Origin of the sequence: Gimesia sp., from assembly GCF_048262075.1 — a bacterium.
Taxonomy (GTDB): Bacteria; Planctomycetota; Planctomycetia; order Planctomycetales; family Planctomycetaceae; genus Gimesia.
In genome coordinates, this window is sequence record NZ_JBLXFK010000002.1 from 594,383 (window position 1) to 609,225 (window position 14,843).

General features: G+C 51.2%; 8 protein-coding genes. 5 read left to right on the forward strand and 3 right to left on the reverse strand.

Going from position 1 to position 14,843, the window contains the following annotated elements; genetic code table 11:
- Positions 1 to 25 precede the first annotated feature (25 nt).
- The gene (locus ACN0YH_RS05965) at positions 26 to 2,941 is read right to left on the reverse strand and encodes a DUF1553 domain-containing protein (RefSeq protein WP_417378646.1); all 2,916 of its coding nucleotides are present in this window, start codon (positions 2,939 to 2,941) and stop codon (positions 26 to 28) included.
- 424 nt (positions 2,942 to 3,365) lie between these two features.
- Here ACN0YH_RS05965 and ACN0YH_RS05970 point away from each other — a divergent pair, with 424 nt between their 5' ends.
- The 5 genes from ACN0YH_RS05970 to ACN0YH_RS05990 all read left to right on the forward strand — a co-directional run bounded on the left by ACN0YH_RS05970 (position 3,366) and on the right by ACN0YH_RS05990 (position 8,593).
- Positions 3,366 to 3,710, forward strand: coding sequence for a 4a-hydroxytetrahydrobiopterin dehydratase (locus ACN0YH_RS05970; RefSeq protein ID WP_417378647.1), 345 nt, complete (start codon positions 3,366 to 3,368; stop codon positions 3,708 to 3,710).
- Positions 3,711 to 3,788: 78 nt separating this feature from the next.
- Positions 3,789 to 5,201: a DUF6513 domain-containing protein gene (locus tag ACN0YH_RS05975; protein ID WP_417378648.1), complete on the forward strand. Its 1,413-nt coding sequence runs from the start codon at positions 3,789 to 3,791 to the stop codon at positions 5,199 to 5,201.
- Between the two features lie 96 nt (positions 5,202 to 5,297).
- Positions 5,298 to 6,782, forward strand: coding sequence for an aminodeoxychorismate synthase component I (pabB, locus tag ACN0YH_RS05980; RefSeq protein WP_417378649.1), 1,485 nt, complete (start codon positions 5,298 to 5,300; stop codon positions 6,780 to 6,782).
- Positions 6,783 to 6,805: 23 nt separating this feature from the next.
- Positions 6,806 to 7,408: an anthranilate synthase component II gene (locus tag ACN0YH_RS05985; RefSeq protein ID WP_417378650.1), complete on the forward strand. Its 603-nt coding sequence runs from the start codon at positions 6,806 to 6,808 to the stop codon at positions 7,406 to 7,408.
- A gap of 243 nt (positions 7,409 to 7,651) precedes the next feature.
- Positions 7,652 to 8,593, forward strand: coding sequence for a thioredoxin domain-containing protein (locus ACN0YH_RS05990; protein WP_417378651.1), 942 nt, complete (start codon positions 7,652 to 7,654; stop codon positions 8,591 to 8,593).
- 9 nt (positions 8,594 to 8,602) lie between these two features.
- Here the strand turns inward: ACN0YH_RS05990 and ACN0YH_RS05995 are convergent, their stop codons facing one another.
- A complete protein-coding gene (locus ACN0YH_RS05995; protein WP_417378652.1) occupies positions 8,603 to 13,051 on the reverse strand; it encodes an amidohydrolase family protein in 4,449 nt (1,482 codons plus the stop codon).
- Positions 13,052 to 13,209: 158 nt separating this feature from the next.
- A complete protein-coding gene (locus ACN0YH_RS06000) occupies positions 13,210 to 14,703 on the reverse strand; it encodes a sulfatase-like hydrolase/transferase (RefSeq protein ID WP_417378653.1) in 1,494 nt (497 codons plus the stop codon).
- Between the last annotated feature and the right edge of the window lie 140 nt (positions 14,704 to 14,843).

Here is a 14,843-nt window from a genome sequence, read left to right on the forward strand (position 1 = left end):
TTAAAATTTTTGATAGCTTTTTTAGTTAGTCAACAAACATGAATTCGTTAGAAGTGCATAGTACCTGTGCGTATTTCTCCCAACCGGTCATGCGTATTGGCGTTTCAATCTGGTCGTGGTGATGCGCGAGGAAATGCTTGCCCAGTTCCAGCTCTTCTGCGGCAGGGTTTCTTAATAAAACCCGCTGATAAAGCTTTGTTATCGCAGCATCAACGCCTTGCTCTTTCGCTACTTTTTCCAGATCCAGATCCTTAACCAGTAAACGTGACTGTTCAATTAACAGCGGGCTGTTCATGGCAAACAATGCCTGCTGAGGCACTGTTGTGTAAGGCCTCTGGGCCGTACTGGATTCGACATTCGCAAAGTCAAACGTCCGGAACACATTAGGCAGATTGTTTCGGTCCACAAAACTATAGACGGTCCGTTTTGAGACTGTTGGCATCTGATCAATCAGAAACCCTCTGCCTTCGGATTCCTCACTGAGTTGTCCCGATACAGCTAACAGGGAATCACGCATCGCTTCAAAGTCGAGTCGCGTGGGTGATCGTTTCCAGAGTAGACGGTTATCGGAATCAATCAGGCGTGCCTGCTGACTCTCCTGCGTCCCCTGTTGATAAGTGGCAGACAGCATAATAATTTTATGCAGCGATTTGACCGACCAGCCTTCTTCCATAAAACGCGAAGCCAGATAGTCCAGCAGTTCCGGATGAGATGGGGGATCGCTTCTGACTCCAAAATCACTGGGGGTTTTGACGAGCCCTTCACCAAAATGATGCATCCAGACCCGATTCACAAAGACTCGAGCTGTCAAGGGATTTTCTTGGGAAGCGATGGCTTCTGCCAGTTCCAGGCGGCCGCTCCCTTTCTCAAATGGCTTGCGGTCTTCGCCGGCCAGAATTCGAAAGAACTGCCGTGGTGCCTGGTCACCCCGACGGCCCGGGTTCCCCCTTAAATGCACATGAGAAGTTACCGGTTTGTCTTTATCCAACATCACCATCGCCCGCGGTGGTGCACCCGGTGACGTCACATCCAGCGTTTCCAGCTGTTTTTCCAATGCTCGAATTTTGTTACGTTGCGCCCGGTTAAACATCGATGCTGCCACTTCATCATTGCTGGCAGCAGGACAATCCGCGTCATATAGAATCTGCCGCAATTCTTCTGCCGCAGGATCTTCCAGTTTTTCAGGCAGAGGCTTCTTGGCTTTTTCCGCTTCCGCGAGTACTTTCACCCATGCCTGTTCGACTGCTTTGAACGCAGTTCCATAAGCACGACAGACATCGTAGATATTTTCTGGCGGATTGTTTTTCAAAGCGTGCACAACCAGACGGTTTACCCGCTTATCGGCTTGTGTTTCTGCTTCCTGTTGAGACAGCTTCTGAACGATTTCCGCAGCCCGCGCGGGGAATTCTTCGGGCTTCATTTTCAACGCAGCAAACTGGTTCCAGGGAGAGAGCACTGCCCGTTTTGATTTGGCATTCCGCGCCAGATAAGAACGCCAGAGATCGACGTACCGCCGATGAGGCGCTTCCTTGTTTTCGTATTGAGGCTTTTGATCGCCTGCTGCCAGTTTCTGTTTTTCAGCGACTCCCTGTAGAACATCACCCACTGTCAGCCGGGCGGTCGTTCTGAACTTATCTGCTTCACCATGAATGTAGTCATCGACGTTCTTTTGTCGTTTAGCCCGCTCTGCCTGATAGGCTTTATAGTCTTTTTCTGATTTCGGTTTCCCGATCAGCGGCAGGTCTTTCTCTTCCGGTTCATAACTGCTGATGAACACACTATACAACCCGTAGTAATCTTTAGTGGGAACCGGGTCAAACTTATGATCGTGACAGCGGGCACACGATGCCGTCAGCCCCAACAGACCGCGCGAAACGAGGTCAATCCGGTCGTCGGTGATATCATGAATATTTCCCCGATAACGACGCCCCACAGTCAGAAAACCCAGCGCTGCCAGCGAACGGTCATCACCTTTACGATCAAGCTGATCGGCCGCCAGTTGCTCTCGAATAAACTGATCGAAGGGAAGATCTTCATTGAACGCACGTATTACATAATCGCGATAGGTATAAGAATAAGGGTAGCGGCGCTCTGAGGTAAACACATACCCCTTGGTATCCGCATAGCGGGCCACGTCCAGCCAATGCCGCCCCCAGCGTTCTCCATAATGCGGAGAAGCCAGCAGACGATCAAGCAGCTTCTCATAAGCATCCGGCGATTTGTCATTCACGAATGCTTCCACCTCCTGAAAGGTGGGAGGCAGTCCAAGTAAATCCACGGTCGCACGACGAATCAGCTTGCGACGATCCACTGCAGGCGATAGTTCGAGGCCTTTCTCTTCCAGACGTTTGATGACGAATGGATCGACCGGCGATGAGACTCGCTGTGAAGATTTTACCTGGGGAATTTCCGATTTGGTTACCGGTTGAAACGACCAGTGGCTTTCTGCCAGGGTTTCATAATCATAAGCACCATTGGTGGGAGCCAGTTTGGCATCCTTCTCAGAAAATGGCCAGGGCGTCCCCATTTTCACCCAGCGCGTCAACGCAGCGATTTCGTTGTCCGGCATTTTTTTCTCCGGAGGCATCTGGCTGTCGTCATCATGATATTGGATGACTTGTATGATGCGGCTCTTCAGAGGATCTCCCGGTACAACGGCTGCGCCGGTATCACTGCCTTTCATCATCCAGGCATGTGTATCGAGACGCAGGCTCGCTTCCTGTTTCTTAGCCCCATGACAGGCATGACAACGCTTTACGAGAACCGGACGAATCTCTTTTTCGAAAAATTCAATCTGCTCTGCCGGAATTTTCTGATTATTAGCAGCCTTGCTCAAACCAGGTGCGTTAATCACGGAAAATACTAAAACGGTTAACCAGCAAAGGCCTGATAACAGGCCGGGGGTTTCAGATGGATGAAACAGAATCCAAAGCCGCTTCATATTTCACTCTTTCTCAGTTAAACCGTGGTGGGAAAAATTGGGAGGGAAGGAGAATATCAGATTTTAAGTCGACAAACTCCTGTGTCTCTATTTTACACTGCCAGAGACGCAAAGTGTAGTCTGTTTTTCGCACTTAAACCTTACCAAGCTTAGGTTTAGTTCGATTCACTTTCATCCGTATTCTTAACAATGTTGTGAAAATCCCGACTTGGGCCCCATTTAAATAAGAGCCGAAATGCAGTACAGTAGCTTTCAAGCTATCCTGTTTCCCGGGATAACTGCATGTAGCGACTGAGCTTGTCCATTAGACGAAAGCCCGGTTACTGCATCAGCCTTTTGAAACAGGCTATTAGTAATATCGGCTGAAATTCCGATTGGTTTAATTGAATCGCCATCCTATGGGATCAGAATAAAAGGGGAAATCATGACAGAAGATCAAGCATTAACAGAAGCGGAAGTCCAGGAATTCCTGAACACTTACTCTCACTGGGAACTGCGGGATGGCTGGATTCGCAGAAAATATGGCACGCCCGGCTGGTCACATACTTTGATGCTGGTCAACACCATCGGTTACCTGGCGGAAGCCGGTAATCATCACCCGGACCTGAGCGTTGGCTATGCAGCGGTCACAGTGAAACTTCAGACCCATAAAGTGCACGCCATTACAGGAAAAGACATCAGTCTCGCGAAAAAAATCGAAGAGACCGTACTCTGGCAACCGGAAGCAGACTCCGCACTGGATGGATTCCCTAAAAAATGGGTCCACTGATTCATATCTATTCTACCGTGTGTGAATGAGCCCGGTTCACTACCGAGAACAGGATGCAGCTTTGAAGAAAGATCAACGATGAAACAGGAACGCATCCTGTTCGTAACCGGCAGGCTGGCTGAATTTTCATTACGCGGCGTATTAGACAAGCTGGCTCCCCAGGTCGGCTTTGAGTTTGAAGTTGTTGTATTGAATGTCCAGGTCGCCGCCTTACTACATGTCCCGCTGATCCAGCGCAGGCTCACCGTTCCCACAGACATCGACTGGGTCATGCTGCCCGGACTCTGCAAAGGAGATCTGCAGACGCTGACCGATCATTTCGGCGTTCCCTTCAAGCGGGGTCCCAAAGATCATTTCGACCTGCCCGAATATTTTGGGCAGGCCAATCGTCCTCCCAAAGACCTTTCCCAATATGACATCGAAATTCTGGCAGAAATCAACCATGCCCCCTTTCTGACGGATGAGGAAATATTGCGACAGGCAGACCACTATCGCGAAAATGGGGCAGACCTGATCGACGTTGGCTGCGTTCCCGGAGAAAGCTGGGCTCGCACGGGAGAAATCGTGAAGATGCTCATCGAAGCAGGTCATCGCATTTCCATCGACAGTTTCGAGCGATCCGAAGTAGAAGCGGCTGTCGCAAATGGAGCCGAACTCATTCTGAGCTGTAACCACACCAACCTCGACTGGGTTTCCAAACTGGGAGTCGAAGTCGTCGCCATCCCCGATGTCCCCAGCGATTTTGAGTCGCTGCACGCTATCGTGGATCAACTCACAAAACAGGGCACGCCCTTTCGCATCGACCCCATTCTCGAGCCGATCGGCTACGGCTTTACCGCATCCCTGGAACGTTATTACCGGGCACGCAGGGAATTTCCGGATGTTGAAATTATGATGGGCATTGGTAATCTGACCGAACTGACGGAAGTTGACACCGCCGGTATGAACGTGCTTCTGGCCGCCATCTGCCAGGAGTTGAAAATCCACAGTGTTCTGGCAACCGAAGTTATCAACTGGGCTCGCAGTGCCATCGGCGAATTCGATCACGCCCGACGTCTGGTCAAGTATGCCATCGATAACCAGACCCTACCCAAGCACGTCGATTACCAACTGGTCATGCTTCGAGATCCCAAGCTCAAAGAACTGGGGACAGAAGCGCTGGATAATCTGGCGGCTCAGATCCGGGACCCGAATTATCGTATCTTTGCAGAAGAAAATGCTTTACACGTCATGAACCGCGATGGCTACTGGAAAGGCACCGATCCCTTTGAACTCTTTGATCAGTTCCAGGCAGCCAATTCGAAAGATCTGGAGGCCTCGCATGCGTTTTATCTGGGTTACGAAATGTGTAAAGCAATGACGGCGCTGACCTTGGGAAAACAGTATCAGCAGGATCAGCCCTTAAACTGGGGCTTTTTAACGCAGGCTGAGATCAGCGCACTAGACCGCCGCCGCGAGCAGGGTGAAGACCCGCAATGTGGACCTCGCTGATGATTCCTTCTCGATCCGGGTCCTGTTATACTGAGGTCTCAGTGGCCTTTGAATGTCGGGTGCTCGCAGCACGCTTTAGTTAAAAATTGATGTATCATGTCTGGAAAACTATCTCAGGATCTGTCTCAAGAGCAGGGGAGCCTCAGCGCAAATCAGCTCCCGCTTGTGGAAGAACTGATCCCTTGTCCGGACCTGGAACAACTGCTGCTCGAGTTTGCCGGCGAGGACAACCTGCTGGTTCTGGACAGTGCCCGCCAGTCGTCCTCACAGGGACACTATTCATACTTGATGTGCAATCCTCTCACGCGGACTCAAATTCAGACCGCTGAGTTGGGAACAGATCCTTTTGTGCTGATGCGCGAAGTACAGGCACGCCATCGGGTCGAATCGGTTCCGGGACTACCTCCTTTTCAGGGGGGGTTCGCCGGGTTACTCTCGTACGAGCTGGGACGCTGCTGGGAAGATTTCCCCCGTGCACCACAGGATGAATTCCAGCTCCCCGATTTCGCCGTCGGTTTTTACGACTGGGTCGTCGCCTGGGATCATCAACAACAGCGTGCCTGGTTGATCGTGCAGGGCTTCGACGAGAGTCTGAATTCACAGAGTTACGAACGAGCGGCCCAACGCTGTCAGTCTGTCAAAGCACGCATTGATTCAGTCCTCTTTGATCGTAGCAGCAGGAGCGATCCGCTGCCGCAGTGGAATACGGAGCCTCCGCTGCCTCTGGAAGCGCTTTCTTCTGCAGTTCCGCTGGAAGGTTATCCCCATATCTTCAGCAATTTCAGTAAACAGCAGTTTCAGGATCGTATTGCACGAATCATTGAATATATTTACGCGGGTGATATATTTCAGACGAACTTTTCACATCGCCTGCTCAGTCGAACGCTGAGTCATCCTGCGGAACTCTATCTGAATTTACGATCTAAGAATCCCGCTCCGTTTGCCGGGTATTTTGGCTGGGATGACTGGGCAGTCCTCAGTGCCTCGCCCGAACGTTTTCTGAATGTATCCCACAACGAAGTGGAAACACGACCCATCAAGGGAACTCGCCGTCGAAAATATGTCCCGGAAGCCGACCTGCTCACGCGTGATGAACTGCGGGAAAGCGAAAAGGATCAGGCTGAAAATGTGATGATCGTCGACCTGCTCCGCAATGACCTGTCGCGCGTCTGCCTGCCCGGGAGCATCCGAGTGCCCCACCTCTGCTCAGTGGAAACATACGAAACGGTTCAACACCTGGTCTCAGAAGTTCGCGGGCAACTCAAACCCGAAACGACTGTCTGGGACCTGCTCGCTGCCTCCTTTCCCGGCGGTTCCATTACGGGGGCCCCTAAAGTGCGTTCAATGGAAATCATCGCGGAACTTGAACCCACCGTGCGCGGCCCCTACTGCGGCTGTCTGTTTTACGCCGGCCTGAATGGGGAATTCGACAGCAACATTCTGATTCGGACCTTCACCGTGCGCAAGGGCTGGATTCAGTTCCCGGTCGGAGGCGGGATTATCGCCCAGAGTCAACCACGACTGGAATACGAGGAAACCCTGCACAAGGCGGCGGGCATGATTGCCGCACTTCACAGTTAAACTACTGATTCAGAATTAATTTGATGATCCTGATTATTGATAACTATGACAGCTTCGTGTTTAACCTGGCTCGCTATTTTGAGGAGCTCGGTCAGGAAACACACGTCATCCGCAACGATCAGATCACGCTCACACAGGCAACGGAACTGAAGCCGTCTGCCCTGGTCCTCTCACCGGGCCCCTGTACTCCAGAAGAAGCAGGCCTCAGCCAGGAACTGGTCCGTCACTTTACCGGGCAGATCCCGATTCTTGGCGTCTGCCTCGGGCATCAGTCGATCGCCGCCAGTCTGGGGGGAAAAATTATCAGAGCACCACATCCCGTACACGGCCAGACGTCTCTGATCTTTCATCATAATTCACGCCTGTTATCCAGTCTGCCTGTCCCGTTCCCCGCTACACGCTATCACTCGCTGATCATCGATGAAGCAACTCTGCCAGCCGAATTGCAGATTACGGCTCGTACAGAAGAGGGCATACCAATGGCAATCGAACACCAGAGTGCCCCGTTATTCGGTGTACAGTTTCACCCGGAATCGATTCTCACCAAATGTGGACTGCAACTCCTGGAAAACTTTCTCAAGTTCATTACGGACTCGACACCTCAAACTCAAGAGACTCTCCAGTGAGTTTCTCCGGTCCGGTTAGTTAAACTGGTATAAGTTTACTTTTTAACTTCCAGCGCAATCCGTTACGACCCTGTCTTTTTTTTAATTCCTCACAGCACGTTTCGAATCCAGTGTAATACTTCACAACAACCTCCCCACAACGAACCGATAACAACGAAGATATCAGAGTACTCACAACTCTGCTGTCGCATTTACTGAACGCGAGCTCGTTCATGTATTCAGAAGATTTGCGGGGATATATTCATGCGATTCATCACCGAATCCATTAGACATCAATTTGTATCAATCATAACAGTCACGTTCACTCTGCTTGCGATATCAATCAGCTCTGCTTTCGCTGGTGAATGGTTGCATGACTTTCAGGCTGCGCAAAAAATCGCGCAGGACAAAGACGTGCCACTGCTCGTGCATTTCCATGCTTCCTGGTGTGGCCCCTGTCATCAGATGGAACAGTCTGTGCTAAGTACGCAGACCATAAAAGGCGTGCTCGGAAAACGCATCATTGGTGTCAAAATCGACAGCGATCAGTATCCACAGCTCGTCGATCGTTTTAATGTGCGTTCGCTCCCCAGTGATATCCTGCTGACACCCACGGGAACCATCATTACGCGCACCGACGGTATGCAACAGAAAAACACCTATTTAAGTTTTCTCGGGCGGGGTGCTTCCCGCTATGAAAATGATCGCAGAGTCTATCTGGCACGAAAAAGTAAACAGGAACTAATGGCGCGCAAGCAACAGGAAAATGAATCAGTTGAAGAAGAATCGGTTGAGATTGAAGTAGAAGAAAAAGACTATGTCGCGACGGACCCTGCCAGGATCGGCCTGGAAGGGTACAGCCCGATCGCCTTGACCCGGGATCGGAAATGGACGAAAGGCAAAGAGGAATTCAGCTGGCCTTACCAGGGCATCACCTATCTGCTTTCCAGTCGTACTGAACTCGAAATTTTCAAGATTGATCCCGGACGCTATGCCCCGCAACTATTGGGCTGCGATCCTGTGATTCTGAATAAGCAGGACCGCGCCATTCCCGGCGATACAAAATACGGTGCCTACTACGATCACAACCTGTACCTGTTCGTTGACCTGGAATCCCGGGAAGAATTCAAAAAGAATCCGGACCGTTTCAGTCGAACGATGCACGTATTAAAAATCAAATCGATGGAAGGCAGAGTCGTCCGTTAAACAAAACTGCTATTTGGTATTGGCAGGTTTCTTCGCCGGTTCCGCTTTCTGAGTTTCCAGGGGAATCGGTGTTGGCTGATTATCTCCCCGTGATTCTCTCAGCTTCAGCAATCGACCGCGATACCGTTCATACAGTCGCGTCTGTTTACTTTCTGGTGGCAGTATTTTCCCACCGACACAAACCGCTTTGATATGTGAAGTATGTTGCAGCGGGGAACCGTCGGCAATTACCAGATTAGCCAGTTTGCCCGCAGTCAGTGAACCGACCTGATTGTCGATCCCCAGAATTTCAGCGGCAGAGAGTGTGACAGATCGTAAAGCAGCCTGCTCGGGCAGTCCATAAGCGACCGCCATCGCGGCTTCAAACGGTGTATTCCGCGAATTCCAGGCACTGTGAGAACGAATACAAAATGGAACTCCCGCGTCATATAGATGCCCCGGATTCGCATAAGGTGCATCGAAAGGATCGTTGTCGTCCTGTGGCTTCTGCATCACCGGACCGAGGATCACAGAAACCTTCCGCTGCTTCAACTCCTCTGCCAGTTTCCAGGCATCCGCACCACCGGTAATCACAATCCGCAGTTTTTCCTCTTCTGCAAACAGCAGGGCACCGGCAATCGCTTCACGAGAATTCGCTTCGATGAAGACCGGCTTCTTTTGCTGCAGGTAGGGAATCAACGCTTCATACCGTGGATCGGTAACCGGCTCCCGCGTTCCTTTCTCCCTGGTCTGCTGTTTGAGTTTCTGATACAGGCGCGCCTGCTTCACAAAGTCTTTCAATTCGTCCTGGCGTTCCTGTTTCGTACTCCAGTCGATTTGCAAGCCAGCTTCCAGTTCCATCACCATTTCCGGCGCGGTCCAGCCTGCCGTCTGCACCAGGGAAGCCTGACCGGAGATCAAACCGGACTGCGGACTGACTAACACTGTCGTAATTCCTCCCGCGCGAGCCACGGGAAACAACTCGGAATCGGGATTGATCGCTACGCCCGTTCGCAAATCGGGCTGCAGGTCACCACTTTCTGCATAGTCGCGTGTTTCGCGGACCTTGTCGATTTCTGTTAATCCTAATGTGGAACCGGAATCGATCATGCCGGGATAAATATGCAGTCCTGCTGCATCAATTACCGTCATCTCGGCGGGCAGTGTTTTTGCAGGCCCTGCATAAGTTATCTTGTTATCTTTGACAATGAGTGTCCCCTTGACAATATCTCCTCGATCGACCGGATGCAGAGTCGCTCCGGTAATCGCATACTCCGTCACTTCCGTTGTGGGCAATGCCAGCTTTGCATCAGTCTGTGCGGCGATAGAGACATGAGGTGTCGTGGAACGCCGCTCAGCCGATTCTGTCATTGCAGTGGGCTGCTGCTTGCGATCAAAATAGACTTCTCCCTCGATGATGGTCATCTCACAGCGAGAGTAGGCATTCAGGGGATGTCCGCTGAACACAGCGAAGTCACCATCTTTACCGATCTCTATGGAGCCCATCTGCTGATCGAGACCCAGTTCCTTCGCCGGATTGATTGTGATGGTACGCAACGCTTCATTGAATGACATATTCCCATAGCGGACCGTCTTGGCTGCTTCCAGATAGAGATGCCGGATCAATTCCCAGTCATCACTTTTGATGACTGTATTGATACCAGCTTCATTCAGCAGCGCTGCGTTATAGGGCACTGCATCAAAGGCTTCAATTTTATAAGCCCACCAGTCTGAAAACGTACTGCAACTGGCACCGTGGGCCAGAATCTCGGGAGCGATCTTATAGCCTTCCAGGACATGCTGCAGCGACCAGACGCGAATGCCCATATTGGACGCCACCCGCAACAGCATCAGAATTTCATCCGCGCGATAACAGTGCGAATGGATAAACTTTTCGTGGTTTACAATGTCCGCCAGCGCTTCCAGCCGCAGGTCCCGTCGCGGAGGCAGCCGTTTGATATCCGGTTCGTTTTTCTGTAATTTCTCATACTCCTGCCACTGTCGACGGTAATCGATGGCTTCCAGAAACGCCCGTTGCAGTGTCGCTTCGACCCCCATGCGGGTATTGGGAAAACGCGAAGTGCGATATTTGACGTTTTCTCCCAGAGCAAATTTCACCCCTTGAGGAGCGTCGTGCAGAATATGCTCCCGGGCTGACATACCGTGTTTGAGTTTCACAACCGCATCCTGACCACCAATTACATTGGCTGAACCATGAAACAACCGCGCGGCAGTCACCCCCCCCGCTAATGCCCGATACTCAGACACATCCGCCGTATTCACGACATCGCGTACGCGGACTTCAGGGACAATCGACTGCGAATACTCGTTGATCCCTTCTGTGATCATGATATGACTGTGGGTGTCAATGATGCCCGGCATCACATACAGACCGGTGACATCAATGACCGTTGTCTGCTCAGGTACTTTCAGGTCGCTTCCAATGGCAACAATCTTGCCCTTTTTCACCAGAACCGAGGTCTGCGGCAGCGTTTCGCCGGTGACAGTGATTACCGTTCCATTTCCCAGCAGCAGGTTTCCGCCTGTGCGCGCAGCCTGGCTAATACGATCTGCCTTCAACTCCGTGTTGAACTGATGCAGGCTCGGTCGGTCTTCGCTTTTCAAAACCGGTTTTTCTGCCACCAGAATTTCGTTGTCGGAATCGGCCAGCAAATCATCACCGTCGTCCATTCCCTCCAGGGAGAGCTGAATGGGATTCTCAACGACCGGTTCGCTCGTTTTCACTTTGCGAACCGCCGACCACTTTGTTTCCGTCCCGAAAGCCGATTTCAGTTTTCCGGAAAGCGATTCCGGCTTCAACTCTTTCCCCAATTCACCTTTAAACTGTAACTCAATGGAATGTTCTCCGGCACCAATAGCCACAGTGAATTCGAACTGTGCTTTTTCAACTTTCCCGGAAGTGACTTTTCCGTCGCCTTTTTCACTCGAAAACGTACCCCGCAACGAAGTCTTTTCCTGCGCGAGTTGCAGCTGACCAATGACCTTGCCCTGAGCCGACTGAATTTCGACGCCCCATTCACCGGCTAAATCAACAGTCACAGGTCTGGTTTTATCTTTTGCCTTGGATTCCGGCTTGTCCTCTTCGTCATCTTTTTTCTTTTCTTCGAAATCCAGCTTGAGACCATCCACAAACAGATAGCGTACTTTGGTTTCCCCCTCTTCCCAGGGGCCGGACATCACCGTCACATGTGCCAGCTTACCCGCTTCAATTGTTCCCAGGCGAGACTTCATGTCCAGTAGAGCCGCCGCATCCAAGGTCAGAAAACGCAAAGCCTGATCTGCTGACAGACCTTCTTTTACCGCGATCCGCAATTGGGGCAGAAGATCTTCCACATGTTTTTTCATCGATTCAGAAGAGACAGCGATCGGTAAACCACTTTCTGCCAGCCGACTCAGTCCCTGGATCTTTTCTTTCCAGATGCGGAGTTTTTCCTGCTGGACGCGCACCGGATCAGCAAACTTGGTCGTCAGCTTCTTACCATCCTGCGGTTCTTTTACTTCGGGCTTTTCGGAGATGTTCAAGCGGATGATCAAGCCACTCGATTCCTTTTTCAGGCGATCCAGACACAGGTATGCTTCTTCGCCCCCATAGATCACCGGCTTTAGATCAAATTCAGCACAGAAATCGAGCGTCCTGAAAATTTCGTCCCGTGAGTCAGCGGTAAACACGGGAGTTTTATTGCCATGCAGGACCTTCTTCAACTCTGCGTAAGCAGGATCGGTCGGAGGACGTTTGACGAAGGCACTTTGTTCCTCGTACAGATTCCAATGCTGTTCGTAATGCTGTGTATCTAAAAAGGTCTGACGTAAATGCGCGAGTGCCCCCATCAGCGTGGTGGGATAAACATTACCGTGTGGCGCATACAGGCGAAAAGCACTCATCGTCGATTTGTCAAGCGTCGCTTCCCTGACCGGTAGCTCACTGGTTGAAAGCAGCGTCCCCTGGCCACTGGCGATTTTTCCCTGGGGAAGCAGATGCACCGTTGTGAAACCGGCCTTCTGGTATTTTTCGAAACTGTTCTTTTTGCGAACGACGGCTTCATTCGCCAGAAATTCCGGGCTGAGATAATTTCGATTATCAGGGCGCGTCGCCGCCAGGGCATAGCGTCCAAAATCGACTTTTCGCTCACTCGGCTGGGGGGCTTTGATCTCTTTATTGAGTAACTCGCTGGAAGCAGCATCAATAAAACCCGGGTAAATCACGAACCCCGTGCAGTCGATCACCTCTGCATCCACTGGAATCTTCAGATCCACCCCGACAGCTTCAATTAATCCATCGCGTATCAAAACCGTCCCATTCTCCAGGGCAGTTCCCGGCTGAGTGACCACACGAGCCCCTGTCAGCGCAAATGCGGTCGGCTCAAAACCAACATTGCGAACAGCTTGTGCTTCAACAGTTTGGGGCAGAGCCTGCAGGCAGAAAACAGACAACAGGCAGAAAACACGTAAATAAGACATGGCGATACCAGATCAATTTCAATGAAAACAGGTAGGACAATTTGACTGCGGGGTTTCACTTTAACAGTCGCCCTGACTGTTGAGAATAGGGATTCGACCGGGAAATCGATTTCCCTCCAATTGAGCAGGACTGAGTATGAACCTGAAAGAGAGAACGTTTATTTTGCAGATTTTTTTATCAACGTTTTTTTCCGCCGCTGATCGTATTCGCTGGTATCCCACACGGGTCCTTCTTTCTGAACAGCCGCATACTTCTTCACCAGCTTTTTCTTGAGCGCAACCAGTTGCTTCTGCTCCTGCCAGGCCAGGTTATGCTGCTCACCGATATCGTCTTTGAGGTTATACAACTCAAACTTTGTCAGCTTCGCATTCTTGATGAACTCCTGAGAGACCGAATTGACGTTCCCTCCCAGGGGGATGATGCCTTCCGGACCGCTCCAGTGAGCCACGACTTTCCAGTCTCCCTCGCGCATCGCCACACGCGGCGTACTGTAAGCACGATAGTAATTCCAGAACAGAGGCGTCGTTCGCTCAATCTTGTTCCCGGCAAACAGGGGTAGCAGACTGGCACCATCCAGCGGTCGCTGATCAGGCACTGCGACACCTGCGATTTCGCAGAAGGTCGGCAGCAGATCAACACTGCTGACAGGTGTTGCGACGTCCTGACCTGCCTTGATTTTCCCTGGCCAGCGGACAATCCCCGGCACGCGAATCCCTCCTTCATAAATATGCAGTTTCATACCACGTAGCACACCCGGCGATCCCCAGGAGCGTCGTGAGCCTTTCCCATAGCGATTTAATGTCTCGGGTCCATTATCGGATGTGAAGAATACCAGCGTATTGTCGGCGACATTCATTTCATCTAGTTTTTTCAACAGCTTTCCGACGGCGCGGTCCATGTTCGCGACATTCGCAAAGTACTGAGCCTGATCTTCATACAAACTTTTGTCTAGATATTTTTCTACCAGTTCAGGGGGAGAGGCCACCCGTTCGTGTGGCTCATGAAAGCAGACATGCAGAAAGAACGGCTTTTCATTGTCACGCCAGTCATTTAACCAGCGGATTCCTTCATCGGCAACAATCTGACAGGAAAACCCTTCAATTTCTCCCAGGGGCTTCCCGTTCCGCACAAAATTATTGGGGTTCTCATGTGTAGGCAGGGCATTATTCTGGGTGCTGAACCAGTGACGAAAACCATGATCGCCCGGCTGGGGTTGCTCTTTGGAATTAAACAGGCCATTGCAATGCCACTTTCCCACATGAGCCGTATCATAACCTGCCTGCTGCAGCAATTGCGCCACTGTAACTTCATCCCGCTTCAGATGCATCGGATGACCTTCAGGGATCCAGTCATACACGCCCAGACGATTGGGAGTCCGGCCTGTCAACAAACCGGCCCGCGACGGGGAACAGACGGGGGCACTGGCGTAACAGTCTGTCAGACGCATCCCCTCGGAAGCCAACTGATCCAGATGAGGCGTTTTGATCACGGGATGACCATAACAGGCCAGATCCCCATAACCCAGATCATCACAAAGAATCACTAGAATATTTGGTTTGGCAGCCTGTTGTTTTTCGACAGCCTGCAAGTCAGGCAAAGTAAGTAACAGGACAATTGCCAACAGCAGGGCGAGCGCACTTTTGAGATACATGTCAACTTCCAGATGAATGGTGAGGATTTATAAGATGGTAGTCGGTTGATACAATTTATCCATCATGAACGATGGAGGGACTCGTCGCAATTGCGAATCCAATGATTGTAGCAGCCAGTCCGGAAAAGAATTCAACCTGC

Bases quoted from the DNA above. Each gene is read 5' to 3' on its own strand.
- ACN0YH_RS05965 (WP_417378646.1), bottom strand. From the start codon at position 2,941: ATGAAGCGGCTTTGGATTCTGTTTCATCCATCTGAAACCCCCGGCCTG.
- ACN0YH_RS05970 (WP_417378647.1), top strand. From the start codon at position 3,366: ATGACAGAAGATCAAGCATTAACAGAAGCGGAAGTCCAGGAATTCCTG.
- ACN0YH_RS05975 (WP_417378648.1), top strand. From the start codon at position 3,789: ATGAAACAGGAACGCATCCTGTTCGTAACCGGCAGGCTGGCTGAATTT.
- pabB (WP_417378649.1), top strand. From the start codon at position 5,298: ATGTCTGGAAAACTATCTCAGGATCTGTCTCAAGAGCAGGGGAGCCTC.
- ACN0YH_RS05985 (WP_417378650.1), top strand. From the start codon at position 6,806: ATGATCCTGATTATTGATAACTATGACAGCTTCGTGTTTAACCTGGCT.
- ACN0YH_RS05990 (WP_417378651.1), top strand. From the start codon at position 7,652: ATGCGATTCATCACCGAATCCATTAGACATCAATTTGTATCAATCATA.
- ACN0YH_RS05995 (WP_417378652.1), bottom strand. From the start codon at position 13,051: ATGTCTTATTTACGTGTTTTCTGCCTGTTGTCTGTTTTCTGCCTGCAG.
- ACN0YH_RS06000 (WP_417378653.1), bottom strand. From the start codon at position 14,703: ATGTATCTCAAAAGTGCGCTCGCCCTGCTGTTGGCAATTGTCCTGTTA.